Origin of the sequence: Cellulosimicrobium sp. ES-005, from assembly GCF_040448685.1 — a bacterium.
GTDB lineage: Bacteria > Actinomycetota > Actinomycetes > Actinomycetales > Cellulomonadaceae > Cellulosimicrobium > Cellulosimicrobium cellulans_G.
The window spans coordinates 3,023,563-3,049,223 of sequence record NZ_CP159290.1 but is presented as its reverse complement, the minus strand read 5'-3'; the positions used below and the strand labels follow the sequence as shown (position 1 = coordinate 3,049,223).

General features: G+C 75.8%; 23 protein-coding genes. 11 read left to right on the top strand and 12 right to left on the bottom strand.

The genetic code is table 11. The annotated features are described in order from the left end of the window. Positions 1–21 precede the first annotated feature (21 nt). Positions 22–462: a protein-tyrosine phosphatase family protein gene (locus tag ABRQ22_RS13435; protein WP_353707084.1), complete on the bottom strand. Its 441-nt coding sequence runs from the start codon at positions 460–462 to the stop codon at positions 22–24. A 20-nt stretch (positions 463–482) separates the two neighbouring features. Next, the gene (locus ABRQ22_RS13430) at positions 483–1,196 is read right to left on the bottom strand and encodes a DedA family protein (protein ID WP_353707083.1); all 714 of its coding nucleotides are present in this window, start codon (positions 1,194–1,196) and stop codon (positions 483–485) included. A gap of 130 nt (positions 1,197–1,326) precedes the next feature. Between ABRQ22_RS13430 and ABRQ22_RS13425 the strand changes: the two genes are divergently transcribed. Together ABRQ22_RS13425 and ABRQ22_RS13420 are read left to right on the top strand one after the other, a co-directional pair. Then, entirely contained in the window at positions 1,327–2,490 is a 1,164-nt protein-coding gene (locus ABRQ22_RS13425; protein ID WP_353707082.1) for a histidine kinase, read from the top strand. Further along, positions 2,481–3,128: a response regulator transcription factor gene (locus tag ABRQ22_RS13420; RefSeq protein ID WP_353707081.1), complete on the top strand. Its 648-nt coding sequence runs from the start codon at positions 2,481–2,483 to the stop codon at positions 3,126–3,128. The genes ABRQ22_RS13425 and ABRQ22_RS13420 overlap by 10 nt, the downstream gene beginning before the upstream one ends. A 13-nt stretch (positions 3,129–3,141) precedes the next feature. On the opposite strand, the gene ABRQ22_RS13415 is transcribed toward ABRQ22_RS13420, so the two are convergent. Continuing rightward, on the bottom strand, positions 3,142–4,884 hold the full coding sequence (locus tag ABRQ22_RS13415) for an acyl-CoA dehydrogenase family protein (protein ID WP_353707080.1): 1,743 nt from the start codon (positions 4,882–4,884) through the stop codon (positions 3,142–3,144). A gap of 88 nt (positions 4,885–4,972) precedes the next feature. Then, positions 4,973–5,746 (bottom strand): TetR/AcrR family transcriptional regulator, encoded by a 774-nt coding sequence (locus ABRQ22_RS13410; RefSeq protein ID WP_353707079.1) that lies wholly within the window; start codon positions 5,744–5,746, stop codon positions 4,973–4,975. Between the two features lie 151 nt (positions 5,747–5,897). Here ABRQ22_RS13410 and ABRQ22_RS13405 point away from each other — a divergent pair, with 151 nt between their 5' ends. Then, entirely contained in the window at positions 5,898–7,460 is a 1,563-nt protein-coding gene (locus ABRQ22_RS13405; protein WP_353707078.1) for an AMP-binding protein, read from the top strand. A gap of 35 nt (positions 7,461–7,495) precedes the next feature. On the opposite strand, the gene ABRQ22_RS13400 is transcribed toward ABRQ22_RS13405, so the two are convergent. After that, positions 7,496–7,957, bottom strand: coding sequence for an Lrp/AsnC family transcriptional regulator (locus ABRQ22_RS13400; RefSeq protein WP_253051769.1), 462 nt, complete (start codon positions 7,955–7,957; stop codon positions 7,496–7,498). Between the two features lie 191 nt (positions 7,958–8,148). On the opposite strand from ABRQ22_RS13400, the gene ABRQ22_RS13395 reads away from it, so the two are divergent. The 5 genes from ABRQ22_RS13395 to ABRQ22_RS13375 all read left to right on the top strand — a co-directional run bounded on the left by ABRQ22_RS13395 (position 8,149) and on the right by ABRQ22_RS13375 (position 11,903). Next, a complete protein-coding gene (locus ABRQ22_RS13395) occupies positions 8,149–9,606 on the top strand; it encodes an FAD-binding oxidoreductase (RefSeq protein ID WP_353707077.1) in 1,458 nt (485 codons plus the stop codon). 78 nt (positions 9,607–9,684) lie between these two features. Beyond that, positions 9,685–10,410 (top strand): HEAT repeat domain-containing protein, encoded by a 726-nt coding sequence (locus ABRQ22_RS13390; RefSeq protein WP_353707076.1) that lies wholly within the window; start codon positions 9,685–9,687, stop codon positions 10,408–10,410. Positions 10,411–10,535: 125 nt separating this feature from the next. Then, positions 10,536–11,171 carry a sugar O-acetyltransferase gene (locus ABRQ22_RS13385; RefSeq protein ID WP_253051766.1) on the top strand — a complete coding sequence of 212 codons (636 nt, stop codon included), beginning with the start codon at positions 10,536–10,538 and terminating at the stop codon, positions 11,169–11,171. Positions 11,172–11,270: 99 nt separating this feature from the next. Next, the gene (locus tag ABRQ22_RS13380) at positions 11,271–11,489 is read left to right on the top strand and encodes a DUF2180 family protein (RefSeq protein WP_353707075.1); all 219 of its coding nucleotides are present in this window, start codon (positions 11,271–11,273) and stop codon (positions 11,487–11,489) included. A gap of 78 nt (positions 11,490–11,567) precedes the next feature. Beyond that, on the top strand, positions 11,568–11,903 hold the full coding sequence (locus ABRQ22_RS13375) for a YnfA family protein (RefSeq protein ID WP_353707074.1): 336 nt from the start codon (positions 11,568–11,570) through the stop codon (positions 11,901–11,903). A 39-nt stretch (positions 11,904–11,942) separates the two neighbouring features. On the opposite strand, the gene ABRQ22_RS13370 is transcribed toward ABRQ22_RS13375, so the two are convergent. Together ABRQ22_RS13370 and ABRQ22_RS13365 are read right to left on the bottom strand one after the other, a co-directional pair. Then, positions 11,943–12,683, bottom strand: coding sequence for a hypothetical protein (locus ABRQ22_RS13370; protein WP_353707073.1), 741 nt, complete (start codon positions 12,681–12,683; stop codon positions 11,943–11,945). A gap of 329 nt (positions 12,684–13,012) precedes the next feature. Next, on the bottom strand, positions 13,013–13,432 hold the full coding sequence (locus tag ABRQ22_RS13365) for a MerR family transcriptional regulator (RefSeq protein WP_353707072.1): 420 nt from the start codon (positions 13,430–13,432) through the stop codon (positions 13,013–13,015). A gap of 66 nt (positions 13,433–13,498) precedes the next feature. Between ABRQ22_RS13365 and ABRQ22_RS13360 the strand changes: the two genes are divergently transcribed. From ABRQ22_RS13360 to ABRQ22_RS13350, 3 genes are all read left to right on the top strand, one after another. Next, a complete protein-coding gene (locus ABRQ22_RS13360) occupies positions 13,499–14,734 on the top strand; it encodes an MFS transporter (RefSeq protein WP_353707071.1) in 1,236 nt (411 codons plus the stop codon). Between the two features lie 67 nt (positions 14,735–14,801). Then, complete coding sequence (locus ABRQ22_RS13355; RefSeq protein WP_353707070.1) at positions 14,802–15,935, top strand: RDD family protein; 1,134 nt, start codon at positions 14,802–14,804, stop codon at positions 15,933–15,935. A 257-nt stretch (positions 15,936–16,192) separates the two neighbouring features. Further along, positions 16,193–16,480 carry a hypothetical protein gene (locus ABRQ22_RS13350; protein WP_353707069.1) on the top strand — a complete coding sequence of 96 codons (288 nt, stop codon included), beginning with the start codon at positions 16,193–16,195 and terminating at the stop codon, positions 16,478–16,480. A gap of 6 nt (positions 16,481–16,486) precedes the next feature. Here the strand turns inward: ABRQ22_RS13350 and ABRQ22_RS13345 are convergent, their stop codons facing one another. From ABRQ22_RS13345 to ABRQ22_RS13325, 5 genes are all read right to left on the bottom strand, one after another. Then, positions 16,487–18,184, bottom strand: coding sequence for a hypothetical protein (locus ABRQ22_RS13345; protein WP_353707068.1), 1,698 nt, complete (start codon positions 18,182–18,184; stop codon positions 16,487–16,489). Positions 18,185–18,247: 63 nt separating this feature from the next. Next, positions 18,248–19,423: a Gfo/Idh/MocA family oxidoreductase gene (locus ABRQ22_RS13340; RefSeq protein ID WP_353707067.1), complete on the bottom strand. Its 1,176-nt coding sequence runs from the start codon at positions 19,421–19,423 to the stop codon at positions 18,248–18,250. After that, on the bottom strand, positions 19,420–20,160 hold the full coding sequence (locus tag ABRQ22_RS13335; protein WP_353707066.1) for a ThuA domain-containing protein: 741 nt from the start codon (positions 20,158–20,160) through the stop codon (positions 19,420–19,422). Before ABRQ22_RS13335 ends, ABRQ22_RS13340 begins: the two co-directional genes overlap by 4 nt. A 91-nt stretch (positions 20,161–20,251) precedes the next feature. Beyond that, entirely contained in the window at positions 20,252–21,265 is a 1,014-nt protein-coding gene (locus tag ABRQ22_RS13330) for an aldose 1-epimerase family protein (RefSeq protein ID WP_353707065.1), read from the bottom strand. Positions 21,266–21,377: 112 nt separating this feature from the next. Beyond that, complete coding sequence (locus ABRQ22_RS13325) at positions 21,378–25,625, bottom strand: glycosyl hydrolase family 28-related protein (RefSeq protein ID WP_353707064.1); 4,248 nt, start codon at positions 25,623–25,625, stop codon at positions 21,378–21,380. Between the last annotated feature and the right edge of the window lie 36 nt (positions 25,626–25,661).

Sequence of the window (25,661 nt, the reverse complement as noted above, 5' to 3'; positions counted from 1 at the left end):
GTCAGCGGTCCCGCCCTGGGCCTACGGGACCGTCCGTGCCCCGGTGCGCCGCACCCAGCGGCGCTGCCACGGCGTCTCGACGGCGCGGGGCCGGTAGCGCGCGCGGACCCAGGCGACGGCGTCGTCGGGGCGGATGCCGCCCCACACCGCGAGGAGCGCGAGCGCCGTGCCGGTGCGACCGGTCCCGCCGCCGCACGCGAGCTCCACGCGCTCGTCGGCGGCCCGCTCGTACGCCTCGCGCAGCAGCGCGACGGCGTCCGGCGTGGACCGCGGCAGCGCGAAGTCCGGCCACCGGACCCAGCGCGACTCCCATGCCGTGGCCGGCGGCGGCGTCCCGGTGAGGTAGACGCCGAGCTCCGGCACGTCGTCCGGCCCGGGCGGCCCGGACCGCAGCCCGCGGCCCCGCACCCGACGCCCGTCCGGCAGCTCCACGACGCCGTCGCCCTGTTCCCACGAACCCATGCGCTCCTCCGACGGGGTGCTCAGCGCCGCGCGTGCCGTCGCGGCGCGGGGCCACCAGGCTGCGGCGGCGAGTCGGCACGCGCGCGGCGGACCAGCAGGTGGACGACGTACGCCACCGCGAGCACGGCGACGACGGCGAGGACCCCCTTCTGGTACGTCCCGATCGCGGCCTCGATCTCGGGCCACCGCTCTCCGAGACCGTAGCCGAGCAGGACCAGCGTGGTGTTCCAGACGCCGCTGCCGACCGCGGTCAGGACGAGGAACCTGCCCAGCGGCATGCGCTCGACGCCGGCCGGGATCGAGATGAGGCTGCGCACGATCGGGACGACGCGCCCGACGAGGACCGCTGTCGTCCCGTACCGGGCGAACCACGCCTCGGCGGTGTCGACGTCCTCGACCCGGACGAGCGGCAGGCGAGCCGCGACGGCGCGGAGCCGCTCGGCGCCGAGCGCGGCACCGAGCCCGTAGAGCAGGAGCGCCCCGACGACGGAGCCGACCGTCGTCCACAGGATCGCCTCGAGCAGACCGAGACGCCCCTGGGCGGCCGTGAACCCGGCGAGCGGCAGGATCACCTCGCTCGGGATCGGCGGGAAGAGGTTCTCCAGGGCGACCGCCACACCTGCTCCCGGTGCGCCGAGGGACTCCATCAGGCTCACCGCCCAGTCCGTGAGGCGGGTGATCGGGCCGGGGTCGGAGGCGGTGGCCGCGAGGACGGACGGCGAGGAGAGGCTCATGCCGACGACGCTAGGAAGGCGCGAGCCGCGCCGGAACGCGGTGTCGCGCACGGACGGCGACGGTTCCCCGCGGCACGGGGTGCGGTTTTCCGCAGTCCGCGTCGCAGGTCGCGTCGCTAGGGTGAGTCGCGTGCCCAGCCGAGCGCCGTCCGTCGTCCGTGCCTCGTGCGGCGTCGTGGTCGGGGTCTGCCTCGTCCCGATGGACGCGGTGACGCTGCTCGCTGCCGCCGTGGCCGCCCCGTTCGCCCGCGCGTCCGCCCGGACGGCGGCCTGGCGGGACGGGCGGGTCCGGGCCGCCGTGCGCGTGCACCTGCGGCGCCTGGAGCGGTGGTTCGCCTGGCACACCGACGCTCCGGACGGCACCGGCCGACCCCTGCGCTACCTCGCCGCCCGCCTCGCCGTGGGCCTGCTCAGCGCGGGGATCCTCCTCCTGCTCGCCTACGGGGCGTTCGCGGCGGTGCTCATGACGGCGTCGTGGGCGTTCGACCTGCGGGTCCCCGCGCTGGCGGACGACGACAGCGACCCGACGACCGGGCTCACCGTCCTCTCGGCGGTCGTGCCGGGCGGGATCCTGCTCTACCTCGCGCTCATGGGACTCGTCGGCTCCGCGGCGCTCGAGCGGGCGGCGGCGAGCCGGTTGCTGGGCGAGGAGGACCGGACGCGGCTCCTCGCCCAGGTCGAGGCGCTCGCCGCCTCGCGCTCGGACATCGTCGCAGCCGTCGAGGCGGAACGCCGTCGGGTCGAGCGCGACCTGCACGACGGCGTCCAGCAGCAGGTCGTGGCGCTCGGGATGCTGCTCGACCGCGGCCGACGAGCCACCGACCCCGTGGTCCGCGACCGTCTCCTCGCCGACGCCGCCGACGAGGCCTCCCGGGTGCTCGCGAGCGTGCGCGACGTCGCCTGGCGCGTGCACCCCGCGGCGCTCGACACCCGGGGGCTGCGCCCGGTCCTGGCACGCCTGGCGGCACGGGCGACCCCGTCCGCGGAGCTCGACTACCGCCTGGACGGGCGACCGGGGCCCGCGGTGGAGGCGTGCGTGTACTACGTCGTCGCCGAGGCCCTGGCGAACGTCGCCAAGCACGCCGGCGCGACCCGCACGACGGTCACGGTGACCTCCGCCGACGGCGTCGTGCGGGCCAGCGTCACGGACGACGGTCGGGGTGGCGCGTCCCCGCGCGGCGGTCGCGGGCTCGCGGGCCTCGCGGCCCGGGCGGCGGCGCTCGGCGGCTCGCTCGACGTGACCAGCCCTCCCGGCGGGCCGACCACCGTGACGGCGGTGCTGCCGTGCGCGTGATGATCGCCGAGGACTCCGCCCTCCTGCGCGAGGGTCTCCGGGCCCTCCTCGTGGACGAGGGCGTCACGGTCGACGCCGCCGTCGGCGACGCGGACGAGCTCCTCGCCCTGCTCGGGCGTCGTCCCGCGCCGGACGTCGTGCTGCTCGACGTGCGCATGCCCCCGACGCACACGGACGAGGGCATCCGGGCCGCGATCGAGGTGCGGCGCCGCTTCCCCGGGGTCGGCGTGCTCGTCCTCTCGCAGTACGTCGAGGCCGAGCCGACGCGGGACCTCGTCACGAGCGACGGCGCGGGGGTCGGCTACCTCCTCAAGGACCGCGTGATGCGGGTCTCGGAGCTCCTGGACGCGCTGCGTCGGGTCGAGTCCGGCGACTTCGTCGTGGACCCGGAGGTCGTCCGCCAGCTCTTCGCGGACACCTCCCGCGCCGACCCGCTCTCGCGGCTGACTGAGCGCGAGCACGACGTCCTCCGCCTCATGGCCGAGGGCCGGACGAACGCCGGGATCGCGGCTGCGCTGCACCTGTCGCTCTCGGCGGTCGAGAAGCACGGCAACGCGATCTTCACCAAGCTCGGCCTCGACGCCGCCGGCGGCTACAGCCGCCGTGTCCTCGCCGTCCTGCACTACCTCCAGGGCTGACGACGACCCCTGCTCACGCGCCCGCGTGCCGCGCGAGGATCGCGTGCGCGTCCGTCCCGCGCGGCAGGACGCCGTACCCGTGGCCGCGGTCGTCGCCGAGGCGCGCCGCGACGAACGCGTCGGCCGTGCCCGACGGCGCGTGCCGCACCAGGAGCGACGCCTGGAGCGCGAGGGCGAGCGACTCCACGACGCGACGGGCCTGCGCCTGCTGCGCCCCGGGGTCGGCCCCCGCGACCTCCGCGAGCAGCCGGCGCGTGCGCGCGACGTGCGCGTCGAGGAGGGGGTGCGCCCCCGCCGTCGTGCCCAGCTCGGCCTGGAACGCCGCGACGGACTCCGGCTCGCGACCCATGGCGCGCAGCACGTCGAGCGCGATGACGTTGCCCGACCCCTCCCAGATCGCCATGACCGGCTGCTCGCGGTAGCGGCGCGCGAGCGGGAACGCCTCGGTGTACCCGTTGCCGCCCAGGCACTCCATCGCCTCGTACGCGTGGTGCGGCCCGCGCTTGCACACCCAGTACTTGCTCACGGCCGTCGCGAGGCGGCGGAACGCGCGGTCGTGCTCGGACTCGCCGTCGTGCGCGGCGGCGAGGCGCACCGACGTGAGCGTCGCGGCCTCGGACTCGAGCGCGAGGTCGGCGAGCACCGCGGTCATGGCGGGCTGGTCCACGAGCGCCGCGCCGAACGCGCTGCGGTGCCGCGCGTGCCACAGGGCCTCGGTGACCGCCTGGCGCATGCCCGCGGCCGAGCCGTGCACGCAGTCCAGCCGCGTGCGCGACACCATCTCGATGATCGTCCGCACGCCGCGCCCGGGCTCCCCGACGAGGAACCCGACGGTGCCGTCGAGCTCGATCTCCGACGACGCGTTCGACCGGTTGCCCAGCTTCTCCTTGAGGCGCTGGATGCGGAACACGTTGCGCGTCCCGTCCTCCAGGACGCGCGGCACGAGGAAGCACGACGGCGCGCCGTCGCCGCTGCGCGCGGTCCCGCCCGGCCCACCCGGGATCTGGGCGAGCACGAGGAACGCGTCGGACATCGGCGCCGAGCAGAACCACTTGTGCCCCGTGAGCAGGAAGGCGCCGTCCGCCCCGGCGGGCACGGCCGTCGTCGCGTTCGCGCGCACGTCCGAGCCGCCCTGCTTCTCCGTCATCGCCATGCCCACGAGCACGCCGGGCTTGCTCCCCGGGGCCGCGAGGGCGCCGTCGTACCCGCGGGAGAGCAGCCGCGACTCCCACACCGCGGCGAGCGACGGCGCGTGCCGCAGCGACGGCACCGCCGCGTGCGTCATGGAGACCGGGCACGCGTGGCCCGGCTCGACCTGGGCGAACAGCGAGAACACCGCGCCCCGCACGACGTTCGCCCCCGGCCCCGGATCCGCCCACGCGCTCGTGTGCGCGCCGTGCGCGACGGCCGCCCCGATCACCTCGTGGTACGCCGGGTGGTACTCGACCTCGTCGATGCGGTTCCCACGGCGGTCGTGCGTGCGCAGCACGGGCTCGTGGACGTTCGCGAGCTCGGCCGCGCGCTGGAAGTCCCCCGTCGCGACGAGCGCGCCGACCTCGACGAGCCGGTCCTCGCCCCACGCCCCGCCGTACGCGTGCACCGCCTCGCGCAGCACGGGGTGGTCGAGGTACTCGTTGACCCCCTCGCGCTCCGGCGGCTGGTTGGTCACGCGGTGCGTGACGTGCGGCGCGGGGTGCGCGCCGTCGGCCGGGTCGACGGCGGGACGCGTGGCCGGGGTGGTGTCGGTCGGGGTCATGGTGTCCTCCTGCGGGTCTGCGGGTGGCTCGGGGTCGGGACGCCGCCGGGCGGCGCCCGGAGAGGGTTCGGGGCGGGTCGGGCAGACGTCAGGCGGGGGCCGACGCAGGGGCGGCGACCGCCGCCCGGGCGCCGACGGCGCCCAGGCAGAAGCGCAGGATCGTCGCGACGACGGCGTCCCGCACCGCGTGCGGGACCGTGCCGTCGGAGGCGGTCGGGCCGCCACCCGCGAGCGGAACCGTGCGGTCGGAGGCGGTCGGGCCGCCACCCGCGAGCGGAACCGTGCGGTCGGAGGCGGTCGGGCCGCCACCCGCGAGCGGGGAGAGCGGACCGGTGAGCGACTCGCCGATCGCGCCGACGAGGGCGGTCGCGACGACCGTCACGTCCTGGTCGGGGATCTCCCCGGCGTCGACACCGGCACGCACGACCTCCGCGAACGTCTCGGCGTAGGCACGGCGGTACTCCAGGCGCGCCGCGTCGACGGCCGGGTGGACGGGCTCGAGCAGCAGCGCCCACGCGAGCGTCGGGCCGCGCAGCGCGCGCCGCGCGAAGGTGTCGACGGCGCGGCCGAGGCGGGCGACGGTCCGGTCGCCCGGGGGATCGTCCGGGCGGGCCGCGGCGGCGGTGCGCACGGCGTCGAGCTCGACGTCCGCCGCCTGCCGGAACACGGCCACGAGCAGGTCGGCCTTGGTGGGGAAGTACGAGTAGACGCCGCCCGTGCTCACCCCGGCGCGCGCGGCGAGCGCCTGCACGTTCGCCCCGGCGAACCCGTGCTCGGCGACGATCGTGCGCGCCGCGTCGAGCAGCGCCTCGCGCTTGCGCTCGCGGGCGGCCCGCGTGGCGGGCGTCTCGCGGTAGGGCACGGTTCCTCCGTCGTCGTCGAGGGTGCGCCGCCTCGTCGCGGCTTCCCACCAAGAATTGAACCATGATTCAATTCATCGCGGCACCGGTCCCCGTCCGGGCCGCCGAGACGGCGTCGACGACGACGCCGAGCAGGACGTCGAGGAGGACGACATGCACCTGGGCAGCATGCTGGAGAGCACGGCACGCAAGGTCCCCGCCAAGGAGGCGCTCGTGCTGGGCGCGCGCCGGCTCACGTACGCCGAGCTGGACGACGCCGCGCGCCGCGCCGCCGCCGTGTTCCGCGACGCCGGGGTCCGTCCCGGCGACCGCGTCACGGTCATGACGTTCAACACGCCGGGCTTCGTGGTCGCGGCGTTCGGCCTGTGGCGCGCGGGCGCCGTGCTCGTCCCCGTCAACCACAAGCTCCAGGCACCCGAGGTCGCGCGGCTCGTCGCCCACAGCGGCGCCGTCCTGGGCGTCGCGGACGCGAGCCTGGCCCCCGTCGTGACAGCCGCCGCACCCGCGGTGCGCTGGCTGTGGACGGAGACGGACGCCGTCGGGCAGGACGCCGCAGGCGCGTCGGGGACGCCGGGGCCCGACGACTTCGACGCGCTCGTCGCCGCCGCCGAGGCGTGGGACGGCGTCCCGCCCGACCAGGACACGATCGCCCAGGTGCTCTACACGTCCGGCACGACGGCGGCCCCCAAGGGCTGCGAGCACACCCACCGCGGGCTGAGCTCGGTCGCGGCGTACACGACGGCCGCCGTCGGGCTGCGCGCCGACGACCGGTTCCTCCTCGCGATGCCGATCTGGCACGCGTCTCCGCTCAACAACTGGTTCCTGTCGATGGTGTTCCTCGGCGGGACGACGGTCCTCCTGCGCGAGTACCACCCGATCGAGATGCTGCGGACGGTCGCGGCCGAGCGCACGACCGCGTTCTTCGGCGCGCCCATCGCGTACGTCGCGCCGCTCCAGGTCGCCGCCGCGCAGGGCATCGACCTGTCGGCGTTCGACCTGTCGAGCGCGCGGCTGTGGCTCGCGGGCGGCGCGCCCGTCGGCCCCGACATCGTGCGCGCGATCCGCGCCGCCTACCCGGGCGAGCTGCACCAGGTCTACGGGATGAGCGAGATGGGGCCGGTCGGCACCGCTCTCGGCCCCGCCGACCAGGAACGCAAGGCGGGCTCGATCGGCCACGCCGGGATGCCCGGCGTCGACGTGCGGGTCGTCGACCTCGACGGGAACGACGTCGGCCCCGGCGGGACCGGCGAGATCTGGCTGCGGTCGGACACCCGGATGGTCGGCTACCTCGACGACCCCGAGGCGACCGAGGCCGTGCTCGTGGGCGACTGGTACCGCACCGGCGACGTCGTGCGCGTCGACGAGGACGGGTACCTCTTCATCGTCGACCGGCTCAAGGACGTCATCATCACGGGCGGCGAGAACGTCTACTCCCAGGAGGTCGAGGAGGCGCTGCGCGGGTCGCCCGAGGTCGCGGACGTCGCCGTCGTCGGGCGCCCGCACGCCGACTGGGGCGAGACCGTCGTCGCGTTCGTCGTCCCCGCGCCCGGCGCCGAGCCGACGCTCGACTCGCTGCGCGCGTTCCTCGCCGACCGGCTCGCGCGCTACAAGGTGCCGCGCGACGTCGTGCTCGTCACCGAGCTCCCGCGCAACCCCTCCGGCAAGCTCACCAAGCACGTGCTGCGCTCGCGGGTCCGCGAGAGCGCCGCGACCTGACCCGTCGCGCGCGCCCGACCCCGACGCGGCCGGGGTCAGGGGCGCGCGTGCTCGAAGATCACGGTCGTGCTGGTCCCCGCGACCTCGGGCCGCACGCTGAGCGTCTTGGAGACCAGGTTGCGCAGGGCGTCGGAGTCGGCGACCGCGACGTGCAGGAGGAAGTCGCGGTCGCCCGTGACGAAGAAGACGCCCTCGACGTCGGGCAGCGTGAGCAGGTAGTCGCGGAACGCCTCGAGGCCCTTGCGCGCGCCCGCCTGGAGCCGGATCGCGATGAGCGCCTCGAGCCCGCGGCCGAGGGCCGCCGGGTCGACGTCCGCCCGGAAGCCGCGGATCACGCCGCGCTCCACGAGGGTGCGGACGCGCGCGTGGCACGTCGACGCGGCGATCCCGACGCGGGCCGCGATCGCCGCGTTCGTCGCGCGCGCGTCGGTCGCGAGGACGTCGAGGATGCGGCGGTCGACGTCGTCCAGGACGGCGGGTCGAAGATCCTTCGGCATGCGGAGCCTCCTCTGAGGGTTCGACGAAGTTCAGGTCGATCGCCACCGGCCTTGACGACGATCCTTCGGCACATCTTGCCGCACACCGAAGGATCCACCACGCTGAGTGTCGTGCGACACCATCCCGTCGCACACCAGCCACGCGCCCGCCTCGCCACCCGCGAGGCGGGCGTCGGTCGAAGGAGCCCGGCGTGAGCACGACCTCTCGTCCCCGTCCCCGCACCCGCGACGCCCGGTCCGCGCCGCCCGGCCGAGCGCCCCGCACGGCGGTCGTCGTCGGCGCCGGCATGGTGGGCCTCGCCACGGCCTGGCACCTCCAGGAGCAGGGCGTCGAGGTCACCGTCGTCGACCGCGAGGGCGTCGCCGCCGGGTCGTCGTGGGGCAACGCCGGGTGGTTGACCCCCGGCATGGCGATGCCGCTGGCGGACCCGTCCCTCTGGACGTACGGGCCGCGCGCCCTCCTCGACCCCGCCGCGCCGCTGCACGTCCCGCTGCGGTTCGACCCGCGCCTGTGGTCGTTCTTCGCGCGGTTCATGGCGCACGCGACGCAGCGCCGCTGGGACCACGCGATGGCGGCCCTCACCCCGATCGATCGCGTCGCGCTCGACGCGTTCGACGAGCTCGCCGCGGGCGGGAGCCTCGGGCACGGCGTCGAGGCCGGGACCACGCCCGGGCCGTTCACCGTCGCGTTCGAGCACGTCCGCGAGGCGCGACCGTTCCTCCGCGAGCTCGAGCACGTCGCCGCGGCCGGCCAGACCGTGCCCGTCCGGCGCGTCGAGGCCGGCGAGCGCGCGCACCAGCTCACCGACCGCGTCTCCACGGTCTACGCCCTCGAGGGCCAGCGCTTCCTCGAGCCCGGCCCGTTCGTCCACGCCCTCGCCGACTCCGTGCGCGCCCGCGGCGGGCGGATCCTCACCGGGCTCGAGGTCCTCGACGTCGAGCCCGGCCGCCTCGGCGCGTGCGTCTACGCACGCGCGGTGCACCCCGACGCCGCCGCGCACCCCGCGCTCGTCGGCGCGACGCGCGGGTCCGGAGCCGCCCGGGCGGGCGCGACGACCGGGCGGAGCGACGCCGTCGGGCCGGAGGCCGCAGAGCCCCGCCGCGCCGGATCCCCCACCGAGCGCGAGGAAGGGGTCGTGCTGCGGGGCGACGCCGTCGTGCTCGCGACCGGAGCGTGGCTCCCGACGCTCGCCGCGCCCCTCGGCGTGCGCACGCGCGTCCAGGCGGGGCGCGGGTACTCGTTCACCGTGAAGACGGACGAGCCCGTCGAGACCCCGATCTACCTGCCCGCGCGCCGCGTCGCGTGCACCCCGTACCAGGGGCGGTTCCGCATCGCGGGGACCATGGAGTTCCGCGGCCCCGACGAGCCGCTCCAGCCGCGCCGGATCGAGGCCATCCTCGCGTCCGTGCGGCACCTGTTCCAGGGCGTCGACCTCGACGACCGCCACGACGAGTGGGTCGGGTCGCGCCCCGTCACGCCCGACGGTCTCCCGCTCGTCGGCGCGACGCGCACCCCCGGCGTCTACGTCGCGGGCGGCCACGGCATGTGGGGCATCGTCCTCGGCCCGGCGACGGGCCGCGCGCTCGCCCACCTCGTCACGACCGGGGAGACCCCCGACGAGATCCGCCCGTTCGACCCGCTGCGCTGAGCCCGACGGCGGCCGACCCCGGCCGACCCGGCCGAAAGACCCTGTCCGGCGGGGGCGCCGCGTCCTAGCGTGGTCGTCATGAGCGTGCGAGACGAGCACCGGACAGCACTGCGCGCGCTCGACGACGACCCGGCCGCGGTGCGGGCGTACCTCACCGCGGGTTCCGGGCTCCCGGGCCCCCGGGCGAACCTCGAGCTCGTGGGCGCGTTCGCCGACGTCGCCCCCGACGACCTCGTGCGCGCCCTCGCCGACGACCCCGACGAGTACCTCCGCTGCTGCGGCACGTGCGGGTTGGGCCGGCTCGTCGTCCAGGCCCCCGCCGACGCGCGCGCGGCGCCGACCGACCTGCTGCGCGCCCGCGCGTCGGACGGGTCGTGGCGCGTCCGCGAGGCCGTCGCGATGGCGCTCCAGCGGATCGGTGACGCCGAGCCGGCCGCGCTCCGTGCGCTCGTGTCGTCGTGGGTCACCGACCCTGACCCGCTGGTCCGCCGCGCGGCGGTCGCCGGGATCTGCGAGCCGCGCCTCCTCCGGAACCCCGCGACCGCGACCGCCGCGCTGGACGCCTGCGCAGCCGCGACCGCCACGATCGGCGCGCTCCCCTCGGACGCACGCCGCGACGCCGACGTGCGCACGCTGCGCCAGGCCCTCGGGTACTGCTGGAGCGTCGCCGTCGCCGGTGACCCGGCCGCCGGCGTGCTGCGGTTCGCCGCGCTGCGCGGGTCGTCGGACCCGGACGTGGCGTGGGTCGTGCGCGAGAACGAGAAGAAGGCGCGCCTGCGCCGCGTGCTCGACCGCCCGGCCTGACCGTGCGACGGGAGTCGCCCGGACGTCGGCAGGGACGGTGGCGCGGAAGTTGCCCACAAGGCTTGCGTCACATGGCGCGCACCTATATGTTTAATCGAAATACTAATCCGCGACGAGGGAGTCCGATGAGCACCACGACCGAGCCGACGACGAGGATGGCCGAGCTGGCCGCCACGGACGAGGACCTCCGGAGCCTGCTCTCCGGCGGTTGGCTGCGCTACCGCACGTCGCCGGCGCTCCAGGAGCTGACCCGGGACGCGCACGCGACGTGCGCCCGGATCGGGAGCGTGTACTTCGAGGACGTCGACGAGGCGCGCCGCCTCTTCCACCGACTCGTCCCCGGCGCCGAGGACGGGATCGACTTCCGCCCGCCGCTGACGATCGACTACGGCGACCGTCTGCTGATCGGCGCGCGGACCTTCATCAACGCCGACTTCATGGTCATCGGCGGTGGCCTCGTCACGATCGGTCCCGACTGCCTCATCGGGCCGCGCTGCTCGATCTACACGCCGAACCACGCCGAGGACGTCGTCCGCCGCCGCGAGGGATGGGAGCGGCCCGAGCCCGTCACGATCGGGAGCAACGTCTGGATCGGTGGCTCGGTCACCATCACGCCCGGCGTGACGATCGGCGACGACAGCATCATCGGCGCGGGGTCGGTGGTCACGCGGGACGTCCCCGCGGGCGTCGTCGCGGTGGGGAACCCGTGCCGACCCGTCCGCGCGATCACGACCGCCCCCGAGGCCACCACGGCCCACTGAAGCCGCCCGCGCGCCGGGGCGACGACGCCCCGGGGCGCTGGACGACACGTTCACCCGAACAGCCGGCACCGGCGCCGGCGCCGGCGGAGAGCAGGACTCATGCAGTGTGCAGAGTGCGGAACCACCTCCCGCGACGGACGGGTCGCGACGGCCGTGTGCAGCGAGTGCGGCGCAGCCACGTGCGCGGAGCACACCCGAGAGGTGCGGATCCAGATCCCCTCCAGCTCCGTGGGGAACCCCGTGGTGCGGACCTCGCGACGGCTGCGGTGCAGCGAGTGCACGCGCCTCGCGGAGCCGCTGGAGCAGGTCCGGCGGTAGCACCCACGGCGGCCCGCACCGGCCGCGACAGGGCAGGGGCCCACGGGCGTGCGCGCGCGCTCGCCTACGCTGGCGCGCATGGACCTCGCGCGCTCGATCCCGCTGTTCGTGCTCGCCGCGCTGCTGGAGATCGGCGGGGCGTGGCTCGTGTGGCAGGGGCTGCGCGAGCACCGGGGCTGGCTGTGGATCGGGGCGGGCGTCGTCGCGCTCGGGCTCTACGGCGTCGTCGCGACGCTGCAGCCCGACGCGAACTTCGGCCGCATCCTCGCCGCGTACGGCGGGGTGTTCGTCGCCGGGTCGCTCGCATGGGGCATGGTCGTGGACGGCTTCCGACCGGACCGCTGGGACGTCGTCGGCGCGCTCCTCTGCCTCGCCGGCGTCGCCGTCATCATGTACGCGCCACGCACGGACTAGGACACCTGGCGACGCGCGGGTCGCGGTCGGGCGTGCGGTCTACTTCTCGAACAGGCGCGCGCCCCACCAGTCGGCGCGCGGACGCCAGCCGTGGTTGCGCAGAGTCGTGAAGACCGGGACCTTCGCGTCCGCCGGACGGATCGAGACCGCGCCCTCCCAGGACGTGCGCACCCCCTGGTTCGACGTCGAGGTGACCTCCCCGTCGGCCGTCATGACCCCGCTCATCCGGATGCGACCGGCCGTCTTGCCGCGCTCCCACTCCCAGCCGCCGTCGACGTGCGACCCGCCGGGCCCCATCCGGGTCGTGCGCGCCCGGGAGGCCGAGTACTCCACGAAGCGGTACCGGGAGTGCGCCGCGTCGAGATCCACGTCCATCTTCCAGGCGTAGGTGCGCGAACCATGGCTGAACACGGTCTGCCAGCGCAGATCTTCCGTCTTCCACCGCACGACGACCCGGGCTCCCCGCTCGGTCCTCTGCGCGGTCACCTCGTACGGAAGGTCCTCGCCGTTGATCTCGGCGAGAGCGCCGACCACCACGTCGAGCGACGACGGCCTCGCCGGGGTCGCCACCGGACGCTCGACCACCGTGACCCGAGCGCGCCCCCGCTGCTGCGCCGCGACCTTGACCACCGCCGTCACGACGATGCTCGCGCCGCAGCAGAAGGCCAGCACCAGGCAGACGATCCCCGGCCCCGTCCGCCCTGTGCTCAGCAGCAGGGCTCCGGCCACGCCGCCCACGGCGGTGCCGAGGAAGAGCGTGCGGTACACCACCTTGTTCACGTTCGTTCCCGTCCTTCCGTCGACGTCGGGCGACCCCGCGAGCCGGAGACTGTCGCTCAGCCGTCCGTCCGGACGGCGTCCCGGGTCAGGGCCGGAGGGTCCGGCTGCGCGCCGTGGCACGTCCCGGTGCGCCTGGACCAGGTCGCGGACGGGCCGTGCTCCCCGGTCGCCGTCGGGACCGCGTGCGCCACAGTACCGGCGCGCTCGTCGCGCCAGGCGTGTCCGACGGCGCCCCGAGACCGGGCTTCGCGCCCTGGTGCCCGACGACTCGCCCGGCCGGCCCTCCGCCCGAGACAGGCGACGCCCGGACAGGTCGGTCAGCGACGTCGTCAGTCGGCGGCCTGTGCGGCCACGCCGGACCGCGCCGGGAGTCGGTCCTCGGGACGCTGCGCGAACGGGCGGATGCGCTCGAGGTAGTCGGCGATGGCGTCGCGGTTCTTCTCGAGGATGCGGATGCGGTCCTCCAGGCGGCCGAGCTCCGTCTCGAGGAGCGCGATCTTGTCCGGGTAGGCGTTGTGCAGGTGGATCTCCGGCGCGTTGCCGAGGCAGGGCAGGAACTCCTTGATGATCCTGGTCGTGAACCCCACCTCGAGCAGGCCGCGGATCTGGAGCACGCGGTCGACGAGGTGCTCGCCGTACTCCCGGTACCCGTTCTCGGCCCGCTCGGGCGTGAACAGCCCCTGCTCCTCGTAGTACCGCAGGAGGCGCGTCGGGGTCCCGGTGCGCCGGGAGAGCTCGCCGATCCGCACGTGATCCACCTCACCTGGTCGTCGCGCTTGACCTTCACATCAATGTCAGACATCGATGCTAACCCCATGTCCACGACGAGCACACCCACCACCGCCACCGTCCCGGATCCCGACGCCGCCCCGTCCGGCGCCCCTCGCCCCGGGGACCAGCGCAGCCCCGGGGTCCTGCCCGTCGCCGCGCTCCTCGCGCTCGCGGCGTCGGGCTTCCTCACGCTCCTCACCGAGATCCTCCCCGCGGGCGTGCTGCCGGCCATGGCCGCCGACCTCGGCGTCGGGGCGGGGGCCGCCGGGCAGACCGTCACGGCGTTCGCCGTCGGGGCGATCGTCGCCGCGATCCCGCTCACGCGTGCCACGGCGCGGTGGGACCGGCGGACGCTGCTGCTCGTGACCGTCGCCGGGTTCGTCGTCGCGAACACCGTCACGGCCGTGTCGTCGTCGTTCGCGCTGACGCTCGTCGCGCGCTTCGCCGCCGGGCTCGTCGCGGGGCTCACCTGGGCGCTCCTGCCCGGGTACGTGCGGCGGATCGTGCCCGCCGACCGCGTCGGACGCGCCATGACGATCGCCATGGCCGGCGGCCCGCTCGCCCTCACGCTCGGCGTGCCCGCGGGCGCGGTGCTGGGCGCCGCCGTCGGATGGCGGTGGACCTTCGGCGTGCTGTCGGTCCTCGGCCTCGGCCTGCTCGCCTGGGTCCGGCTCGGCGTGCCCGACGCCGCGGGCACCCCGCGCGGCGCGCAGCTCGCGATCCGCGCGGTGCTCCCCCGCCCCGGCCTGCGGCCGGTGCTGCTGGTCACCGGGCTCAACGTGCTCGCCAACACGTCGCTGTACACGTACGTCGCGGTCCACCTCGCGCACCTCGGCCAGGGCCCTCGGACCAGCGCGCTGCTGCTCGTGCTCGGCGCCGCGTCCGCCGGCGCCCTCGTCCTCGTCGGGGCGCTCATCGACCGGCGGCTGCGCGCCCTCACCCTGGGGTCGGTCGTGGTCTTCGCACTCGCCATGCTCGTGCTCGGCCTCGCGCCGACGTCGACGGTCGTCGTGGTGCTCGCCGTCGCCGCGTGGGGCGCCGCGTTCGGCGGGGCCGGCACCCTCTACACGACCGCCGCCGCACGAGCCGCGGGCGACGGGGCCGACGTCGCGCAGTCCGCGCTCGTCACCGTGTGGAACACGTCCGTCGCGCTCGGCGGCGCGGTCGGCGGCGCGGCGCTCGCCGTCGGCGGTCCGGCCGGGCTCCCCTGGGTCTCGCTCGCCCTCATGGTCCCCGTCCTGGCGACCGTCGTCGCGGGCCGGCGCCACTCCTTCCGCTGACCCGCAACCGCTGCTCGGCAGGAGGCTCGGGCTTCCCGCCCGGCGGGGGCTCTGCCAGGATCGGCGCGTGGCCATCGACGCCCCGACCGGCAGGGGGCCGACGCACGACGTCGGAGCCGGAGACCTCGAGCCCGCCCTTCCGGGACTCGGCTCGGAGCCGACGCGCGAGGAGTACGCGAGCTGGTCCCGCCGCGTCGTCGCGTCGCTGCTCGACACGGCGATCGTCGCGACGGTGCTGTTCCTCGCGGTCGGGCCCGCCTACGAGGTGGCCTGGCTCCCGGGATTCAGCGTCGGCGTGACGACGAGCACCGTCGTCCCCGGCGGGACCTGGTGGGCTCTCGGCACCTCGGCCGCGCTCTTCGCCCTCCAGGGCTGGACCGGAGCGACACCCGGCAAGCGGACGGTGGGGATCGTCGTCGTGCACGACACGACCGGCCGGCCCGCCGGGCTGATCCGCACCGTCCTGCGCCACCTGGCCCACCTCCTCGACGCGATCCTGTACATCGGCTTCCTGCGACCGCTGTGGCACGCGCAGCGCCGGACGTTCGCCGACTCGCTGTGCAGCACGGTCGTGCTGCGGCGGCTCCGCCCGCCCGTGCCGTTCCTCGGTCCGGGGACCGGCCTGGGCGGCCCGACGCCGTCGCGCGCCGTCACCGCGGCGGCGACCGTCCTCTCGGTGGGGAGCGCCGTCTTCGTCCTCGGTCCGGCCTCGTACACCGGCGGCGACGTGTGGACGGCGAGGTGCACCCCGGAGGTGTCGGACGAGTCCGCGCTGACCGTCGGCGACGTGCAGGTCGTCAGCTGGTCGACCCCGGGCACCGAGAGCCGGTGGGGCGTGACCCGGACGAGCCCGCTCCCCGACGAGGCCGGCGACGAGACGGGCCTCGACGCGTCGTTCGCGGTCGACCTCGACCCGGACGCCACGCCCGACGGACCGTTGGACGCCGCCCTCGTCCTGCGCCTCGAGACGTGGCAGGGCGACCCTCTGGGCGAGTTCCGGTCGCCGTTCCGGGTCGAGCAGCGCGCCGACGGAAGCGGCGAGTGGGACGTCGTCCCGCCCACGGCCGCCGGCGCAGGGCTGTACACGGTCCACGTCCCGGCGGCGACGGTCGCAGCGCTCCCGACGGCGTGGAACTGGGAGGCGTCGGTCGTCGTCGAGGGCGAGACGGTCGCCTCCTGCGGAGGCCGCGGCCCCTCCTGACGAGCACGACCTGACCCGCTGTCGAACACGACATGGGGGTCGCTATCCGCCGGATAACGACCCCCATGTCGTGCTCGACGCCGGGGGCGGGGACCTCTCATGGCACCGCGGACCTGCTGCAACACTGCCGAAACGCCTCGGACGACCGGGTGAAACGTCGCGGTCGCACGATGGAGGTGCGCCGGGCCCCGAGCCCGGCGCACCAGCATCCGTCCCGACCCGCGGCCGCCCTCGCGGCCGTCCCCGAGGAGGCTCCCGTGCCGGACAACCGCCCGCTCTTCTCCGCCCCGTCGATCCCCGGCCGCGCCGACGCTCCGTCGACGCGAGCGTCCGCCGGCGATCGTGCGACGGACCACCGGACCGCCGCGCGCCGGACCACCGACCTCGGGATGTCGCTGGACCCGCGCCCCCGCGAGGAGCCGCAGCGTCGCGCCAACCCGGGCGACGAGCTCACCGTGGACCCGGCCGACCGCCGCCGCCGTGCCCGCGCGGCGCTGCTGGACCTGCGGCGCGACGTCATCCGCCGCAGCGCCACCGGCTGGTGAGGCGCGTCAGAGGCGGACGAGGTCGAACGTCTCCCACGGCCCGACGGCCGTCCGGTTCGCGACGAGCGGCTGCGCACCCCCGCCCTCGGCGCACACGTAGCGGCCGTTGACCACCTCGGCGCGCAGCGCGACCGCCCCGCCGCCGAGGTCCTCCAGCCGGAACCGTTCCCACGCGCCCACGGCGGCGCGATCCGCGACGAGCGGCTGCGCGCCCGCGTCCTCGGCGCACACGTAGCGACCGTCGACGTCGGCGCGCAGCGCCACGACCCCGCCGCCCAGCTCCTCCAGCCGGAACCGTTCCCACGAACCGACCGACGGTCCGGCCGCCACGAGCGTGCCGCCGTCGGTCTGGCGGGCCTGGACGTACTGCGCGTTCGCGCGCGCCCGCAGGGTGACGAGGCCGGTCACGGGCCCTGGCCCACCGCCGACCACGGGCGGTGTGGGCCGCACGGCCGTCAGCGCGATCTCGCCGCGGAGCAGGCGGCCGCCGTCGTTCGTGAGGCGCAGGTAGTAGTCCGAGGAGCACGCCGTGCCGTCCTCGTCGAGGGCCCGCATGCCCGAGCCCGCGGGCACGTCCGCCGCCGTCGCGGCCGTCTTCGCGATCTGGTTGCCCTCGTTGTACTCGTCGAACATCGAGACGTACGCGCTCGCGACGCCCGCCCGCGCGTGGTTGTAGAACTGGCGCCACAGGAAGTCGCCGTGCGCGCGCTGGCCCTCCTGGAGGTCGCCGGGCAGGACGCACGGCTGGTAGTCGATGCCGAGGCGCGTGCACTCGGCGAGGTCGGGGACCGTGGCCCGGGCGTAGAAGTCGTCCGCGCCCGCGACGGTCCCGATCCGGCCGACGAGCCACGGCGAGATCATGTCGAACGAGCGGTACACACCCCCGAACCCGGGGCGCGAGTCTCCGGTCCCCTCGCGCCACCACGTCGGCACGCCGCCCATGACGTAGCACCCCTGCGCCTTGAACCAGTCGACGACCTCCTGGCACTCCTGCGGCGTGAACGGACGCTGGGCGTCGTCGAACCCGAAGCCCCAGATGCCCACCACGGGTTTGCCGTTCTGCCGCGCGTACGCGGGCGAGGCGACGTGGGCGGACATCTTCGTCGTCCAGTCCTGCGTGATCTGGTTCCGCATCGCGTACCAGTCGCTCACGTCGTACATGACGTAGAACTTCACGCCCGCGCGCTCCGCGGCGGTGCGGGTGCGGCTCGCCATGACGTCGCGCGTCGGGCCCTCGCCGCCGAACGGGTTGAAGCGCTGGAGCGCGGCCGTGTGGATGCCGTTCTCGGCCATCCAGCGCAGGTGCGTGTCGACCGTCTGCTGGTCGTACGACGAGAAGAGGCGCGCGGGGCGGCCGTCGCCGAGCGCGGGGAACGCGGTCTGGTACGTCGTCGTGTACTCGCGGACGTCCGGCCACGACTTGATGACGGTGTTGGTGGTCGACGGCGCCTGGTCGGCCTGGCGGGCCCAGTGCCACCACGCGTCGATCGGGGCGCCGTCGCCCCGGCACGCGAACCAGCCCTGGTAGCCGGCGGTGATCTTGCCGACGACGTCGCCGGGCGGGCTCACCGCGACGGCGGCGCCCGGGAGGGCGGCTGCGGCCGGGCCGGCGGCGGAGGCGGAGGCGGAGGCGGAGGAGCCGACGGCGGCGGTCGCCGCGGCGGCGGCCGTCAGGCCGAGGAAGGAACGTCGGGTGAAGCTCATGCGATCACGTCCGTTTCTCTGGGGGTGCCGGTACGACGTCGTCGTCGCCGCCAGCACGGTCGGTCACGTCTCGTGCAGAGCGTCGGCGAGCCACCCCCTCTCGTCGGGGACGGTCGGGAGCGGGACGGCGCGCGGGCGGTCGGCGGCAGCGCCGACCTCCACGCGCGCACCCGTGCGCGCGGCGTCGAGCAGCGACTCCATGACGTCGAGCACGTGCAGGGCGAGCCGGCCGCTCGCGCGCGGCTCGACGCCGTCGGGCGTGGCGACGAGGTCCGCGAGGCCGTACCCCCGTCCGGCGTCGGGGAACCCGGCGCTCACGGGGAGCGCGCGCCACGCGTCGGCAGCGCCCTCGGTGACGCCCCGGAGCCGGACGACGCCGTCGAACCCGTTCGGGTCCGGCGCCTGGAGCGAGGCGAGCGTGCCGTGGACCTCGATCGGGGGCGCCTGGCTCGCGGGTGCGTCGAAGCTCATGACGAGGGTCGACAGAGCGCCCGACGCGTGCGTGAGGACGCCCGTGACGTGCGTGTCCACCTCGACCGGGATCTCCTCCCCCGCGCGCGGACCCGAGCCGATCGTGCGCGTGGCGCGCGCCCGGCTCGACGCACCGACCACGGAGGTCACCGGACCGAGCAGGTGCACGAGCGCGGTGACGTAGTACGGGCCCATGTCGAGCAGGGGTCCGCCGCCCGGGAGGTAGTAGAAGTCGGGGTGCGGGTGCCAGCGCTCGTGGCCCGCGGTGACCATCGTCGCCGTCGCCGCGACCGGCGTGCCGAGCAGGCCGTCGTCGATGGCGCGGCGTGCGGTCTGGATCCCCGTGCCGAGCACGGTGTCGGGCGCGCACCCGACGCGCACGCCCGCGGCGTCCGCGGCGGCGAGGATCCGCGCGGCGGCGGCCCGGTCGGCGGCGAGTGGCTTCTCGCCGAACACGTCCTTGCCCGCGGCGACCGCCGCGAGCGCCACCTCGTCGTGCGCGGCGGGGGTGGTGAGGTTGAGGACGACGTCGACCTCGGGGTCGCGCACGAGCGCGTCCACGGCGAGGGCCCGCACGCCGTGCTCCGCCGCGACGACCGTCGCCCGCACGGGGTCGAGGTCGGCGACGGCGACGAGACGCAGACCGCCGAGCCGGGGCAGCGTCTCGAGGTACTGGCCGCTGATCGCGCCGCAGCCGACGATCCCGACGCCCGCGGGGCGACCGGTCGCGCCGGCGGAGAGCTCGAGCGTCCGCGCCTCGGCGGTCACAGCGCGTGCTCCTGCCGGCTCGCCCAGAGCATCCCGCGCTCGACCATCGTACGGACGGTCGGGTGCTCGAGGTCCTCGGGCCGGTGCCCGACGGTGCAGACGAACACGCGGCCAGCGCCCCACCGTCGCGTCCAGACGGCGGGCGAGGTCGACGGGTCGTGCCAGGGGTCCTCGGGCCGGGCCTCGACGGTCGTCGTCGCGAGGACGTCGTCGTAGTCGTCGGTGAGGACCCAGTACTGCTCGGTGGTGATCTCGAAGTCGTCGAGCCCCGCGACGACGGGGTGGTGGGACTGCTCCGGGACGACGCGCACGCTGTGCGTGACGAAGTTGTCCGTCTCGTCGCCGCGCAGCGGCCCGAGCGGCGTGCCCGGCCCGGCGGTGCGGCGCGGGTGGTGGGCGAACTGCCCGCCGACGAGGTGCGCGTACTCGCTGCTCGCGCGGTAGGAGTCGACGATCCCGCCGTGCCAGCCCGCGAGCCCCGTGCCCGCCTCGACGGCGGCGACGAGCCCGGCGACCTGCTCGGGGCTGATCTCGCTCATGGTCACGCTCTGCACGACGAGGTCGACCTGCGCCATGGTGCGCGCGTCGGCGTACACGGCGGGCGACGGTTCGACGCGCACGACGTACCCCTGCGCGCTGAGGAAGGGGACGAACAGGTCGGTCGTCTCCTCGGGCCGGTGCCCGGACCAGCCGCCGCGGACGACGAGGGCGGTGGGCGGGGACGTGCGGTCGGTCATGCGACGGCCTCCTGGGCGGTCTCGCGCGGGGCGCGGGCGGACGGGCTCGGTGGACGGGTCCGGGGTGGGGCGGTGCGGGACGGGACAGCGGTCAGACGCGCTCGACGTCGAACCGCACGGCGTAGGAGACGGACTCGCCCGGCGCGAGGACGGGCAGGACGCCCGCCTCGCGCGCGGCGACGCGCCCGCCGATCGCGGGCGCGTTCATGGGCTCGATCCCGAGGACGTTCTGCCCGGGGGCGAACATCTTCCACTGGTACAGCACGGGCAGGGTCGCGGTCGGGAACGAGACGGTCAGGCGCAGCCCCAGGTCGCGGTTCGTCACGATGGCGCGCCCGGTCCCGGGCGCGAGGTCGTGCCGGTGCACGCGCTGGCGGTACCCCTCGGCGGGCGCGGTGATCTCGCGCCAGGGGTCGCCGACGGCGTCCGGACCGTCGGGCTCGACGTGCTGCGACGAGACGTCGAGCTCCGCGGACTCGGCGACGAGCGGCCACCCGAGGTTCGCGTGGTAGAGCACGAGGTGCGGCTCGGGGCGCCACCCCTCGTTGGTCACGGTGTCCTCGACGGTGACCGACGTCGTCCCGAGGCCCGCGCGGACCCGGCGCCGGAGCACGAGGTGCTCCTCATGGAGCGACGCCTGCCGGACGACGCCCTCGACCACGACCTCGTCCCCGACGACCGCCGCGCGCTCCACGCTCGCCGGGGCCGCGGTGAGGCGACCGTGCTGCGGGAACCGCCGGCCGCCGTCGGACACCGGGGAGCCGACGTGGTCGAGGCCGCACGTGACGAGCAGCCCGCCGCCGAACGTCGTGCCGAAGTCGTCGCCCTGGTAGAGCCCGGGCGCGGCGAGCCCCGCGGGGGCCATCCACGCGAGCGGGACGCCGTGCACCGTGACCTGGCCGAGGTCGAGCGCGCGGTCGGGCAGCACGTCGAGCTCCAGCCCGCCGCCCGTCACGACGCGCACGCGGCGCGCACCGCGGGCCGGGCCGTCGGCGTCGACGAGCTGCTCGACGCGCGCGACCTGGCCGAGCCACCCGGCGCGGCGCCGGACCTCGCCGGGGTCCGCCCCGTGGATCGTCCCGGGTTCGTCGCCCGCTGCCGTCATGTCTCGTGTCCTCTCTTGCGGGCCTCCTGCGGGCCCGTCCGTGTGGCGGCGGGGCCCGGGTCGCCCCGGGCCCCGCCGTCGTGCCGGCCGCGCGGGTGCGCGGCCGGGTACGTCAGCCGCAGCGCACGGCGTCGTACGGCGCCGTGAGGACGACGTCGCCGCCGTCCGCGGTGACGGTGACCTGCGCCGTGCCCGCCTCGACCGCCGTCGCCCGTGTCGCGAACGACTGGTAGGCGCTCTTCCCCGGGGCGACGTCGTCGACCGTGCGCTCCCCGAACGGCGTCGCGAGGCGCACCGTCACGGCGTCCTCGCCCCCGTTGCGGGCGCGGACCGCGACGTACGCGCGGCCCGCGAGGCACCGCCCGGTCGCCTCGACCTCGACGCCGGTCGTCGGCGCGACGACGAACACGGCCGTGAGCGACGTGTCGGCCGCGAGCGCGAACGCGTACCGCGCGTCGTGGGAGACCACGGCGCCGGAGGCGTCGCGCCAGCCGGCGAACGCCGACCCGTCGGCGGGCTCGGCGACCACCGCCACCGCGCTCCCGGTCTCGTACCGGCCCGGCTCCGCCTCGTTGGCCTCGACGCGCACGGTCCCGGCGGCGCCCTCCGCGGCGTCCGCCGCGACGTCCAGCGCCGACGTCGCCATGTGGATGGCGAGGGGGTTGACGATCGTCACCGGTCCGCGGCTCGTGGTGCCGTTGAACCGCATGAGGTTGACGACGCTCACCGTGCTCGACGCGTCCGCGTCGACCGTGTGCCCGCCCGGACCGAGGTTGTCGGTCCCGAGGTTGAACGCCCGCACGGTGGCGCCGTCGCTCGCGACGATGCCGTCGTGCGTGCCGTACGCGAACGTGTTGAGCACCGTGAGGTCCTGCGACCCGGTCGCCCGCACGAGGACCTCGCGCTCGCGCGCGACGGGGTCGATGACCTGGCCGAACAGGTCGGCCCCCTCGACCCAGCCCGGCAGCCCGTACGCGAGGCGCGTGATGACGTTGCCGTTCGACAGCACGTTCTCGACCGTGCCGCCCGCGTTGGCGCCGACGTGCACGCCCTCGGAGAGGAAGAGCCCGACGGCGCGCCGCACGAGGAACCCGTCCGCCGCGGCGGTGAGATCGATCGCGTTCCACGTGTTCGTCAGGCCGACGTTCACCACGTAGGTCCCCGGCGCGTCGCCGCGCACGGCGAACGGGTAGGACCGGACGCCGTCCGGGCCGGCCGGGTTGTTCTCGGGGTGGAAGACGCGCAGCCCGCGCAGGCCCGCGTCCTCGCCCGCGAGGGTGACGAACGCCGTCGCGCCGACCGACGGGTCGGGCTCGCCCGGCGCCGCCGGCGCCACGCCGCCCTCGTACGCGAGGAGCACGGTGCCGCCGCTCAGCTCGAGCGAGTCGCGGTTCGCGACGCCCGCCGAGCCGCGCAGCTCCACGCCCGCGGGGACCGTGAGGTGCCCGCGCACGGTGTACCAGCCCGCGGGCAGGTACACGACGCCGCCGCCCGCGGCCGCGGTGTCGTCGAGCGCCGCCTGGATCGCGGCCGTCGCGTCGACGTCGGAGAGCTGCCCGGGCGTGCGGGGGACGTCGTACGGCGCCTTCGTCACGTCGACCAGGCGCTCGGCGGGACGCGGCGCGAGGACCGGCTCCGGCCGTGCGGGCACGCCGCCGTCCGGACCGTCGAGGACGTGGACCGTCCCCTCCAGGGCGCCGGTCACGTCGGTGCCCGTGAGCTTGACGTAGCCGCCCGACGTGTTGCGGACCGCCGCCTCGGAGCCCTCCAGGGTGCCGCCCGCGAAGGCGGTGCCCCAGCGGTCGTCCGAGACCTCGACCTGGACGGCGACGTCCGTGCGGCGCACCTCGGTGTCGAGGAACGAGCCGGTGAAGCTCGCGCGCTGACCCTTGACGATGCGGATGCCGACCGCGTAGTCCGCGACCGAGACGCCGGAGAACTCGTCCCACTCCAGGTCGCCGAGCACCAGGCCCGTGCCGTGCTCGCGCGTCCACGCGTCGAGGACCGCGCGCTCCGGGGCGTCGTACGCGGCGCCCGCGCCGGCCCACACCCCGTTGTCGAACGTGACGTCCTGCCACGTGCCCACGTCGGCGCCGTTGTAGGCGACGACGCCCTCGAACAGCGCGGTCCCGACGACGTCGCGCACGTTCGCGATCTCGTGCACCTGCGAGCCCGGCCCGCCCTCGCCGCGGTCGTGCGCCATCGTGGAGATCCCGATGCCGCGGTACGAGTTGAGCATCGTCACGTGCTCGACGCTGCTCATCATGTAGTTCTGCTCGCCCTGCCACGCGCGGCCCGGGAGTTCGACCGTGAAGCCGTAGGGCACCGGGTCCGCCGCGTCCTGGCCGGGGTAGTACGTCGTGACGCCGACGACGCCCGCGTTCCCGCCCACGCGGAACAGGCTCGGGCCGTCGTCACCCGACGGCAGGTCCGCGACGACGACCGTCCCGTCGAGCGGGTCGGCGTCGGGCGAGATCGCGCGGTCGGGGTGGTCGCCGCGCAGCGTGCAGTGCGGGAGAACCTCCAGCGTCCCCGTCACGCGGTACGTGCCCGCGGGGAGCCACACCGTGCCGCCCGTCGCGTCCTGGCACGCGTACAGCGCCGCCTGGATCGCCGCGGTCGAGTCTCCCTCGCCCGTCGGGTCGGCGCCGAAGTCCGTGACCACCTGGTCCGCGACCACGACGTCCTCCGTCGGGAACACGGTCTCGACGAGGCGGGGCTCGACCGGGACGGCCGGGGCCCGGCGCACCTCGAGGTCCGTCAGCGCGAACGTCGCGCGCTGCGTCGCCCGCTCGTCGAGCGCGAGGCGCACGTACCGTGCCTCGACGGGCTCGAACCGGGTGCGCACCCCCGTCGCGTCGATCGCGCCGGCGCTCGCGACCTCGTCGTAGGTCGTGCCGTCCGTCGACACCTCCACGCGGTAGACGTGCGCGTAGTCCGGCGTCCAGCGCACCAGCACCTCGTCGATCTCGGTGACGGCGCCCAGGTCGACCTGGACCCACTCGGTGTCGCCGTCGCGCGCGGAGGTCCACGCGGTGCCGCGGTCGCCGTCCGTCGCCGCCGCCGCGGGGCCGCCCGAGCTCACGGTCACGGGCTTGCCGCGCGCGAGGTCGGTCGTGACCTGCGACCCGAGGAAGTCCTCGAGCGCGTCCTCCAGGGCCGTCGTCGCGGCGTCCACCTCCTCGCCGTTCGCGTCCGGGTCCTGCGCGACGGCGTCGGCCGCGTCGATCGCGGCGCGCAGCCCGGCGCGCGAGCCCGCCGGGTACTGGCCGTCGCGCTCGCCCTCGCGCGCGGCGGCGTACGTGACGTCGGCGCGCTCGACGAGGCGCCGCAGCGCGATCGCGGGGTCCACCTCGCGCGGGACGACGGTCACCGCGAGCGAGTCGATCCGCACGTCCTGCGGCGACCCCTCGACGGAGAGCCGGAAGTCGGAGCCGTTGGAGCGGTTGGTGAGGATCGCGTCGTCGAGCAGCCACGAGCGCGAGACCCACGTGCCGTCGGTGCCGAGCGCGAGGCGCGGCGACGGCTTGAACATGTGCGGGATCGTGTCGCCCGGCGAGTCGTACTGGAGGAACATGTCGCCGCCGCCCTGCTGCACGGTCGCGTCGACGAGCACGCGGTCGCGCGTGTCGAGCGCGTACGCGTCCGAGACGTTCGCGTAGACGAAGTTCGTGCCCTGCGCCCGGCCGGTCTGCCAGTACCCGCGCCCGTCCGCGGTCCCCGTGACGAGTCCCGCCGTCGCGTCGCCCGCGCGCACCGCGATGCCGCGCTCGGCGACGGTCGGACCGAGGTCCACGCTCGCGCCCTGCGCGACGACGCGCACGGACGCGACGGAGAGCTCGCCGTCGGCCGCGGCGAGCGACACCTCGGGGTCTCCGCCGGCCTGCGTCCCCGGTTCCAGCGCCCCGGCGGGGAGCGCGACGACGGTCGACGTCCAGCCGTCGCCGTCGGCGTCCGCCTCCGGCGCGCCCGCACCGAGCACCGAGCCGTCGACCGCGGTCGCGACCACCTGCTCGCCCGTGCGGTGGTCCACCACGAGGTACCCGGGCACATCGGCGAGGCGCCCGACGTACGCGTCCGCGACGTCGAGCGCGATCCGCTCGGCACCGGCCGCGGCGTCGGTGCGCCAGAACGCGCGACCGCCTTCCTCGCCCGTCTCCTGCGCACCGGTCGTCGGCGCGGTCGCGACCGCGATCCCGTGCGTGCGCGGGGTCGTCGACAGGTCGGCGCCCACCCCGACCGGGTAGCGGTCGACGTCGACCACCGGGCTCGCGGTGGCCGGGGCCACGAGCCCCGTCACCGCCATGACGAGGGCCGCGCCGGTGGCGACGACCCGTCCTGCTCCAGCATGCATGCTCATCCTCAACACCCTTGTCCTCGGACTGACTGACGCGTG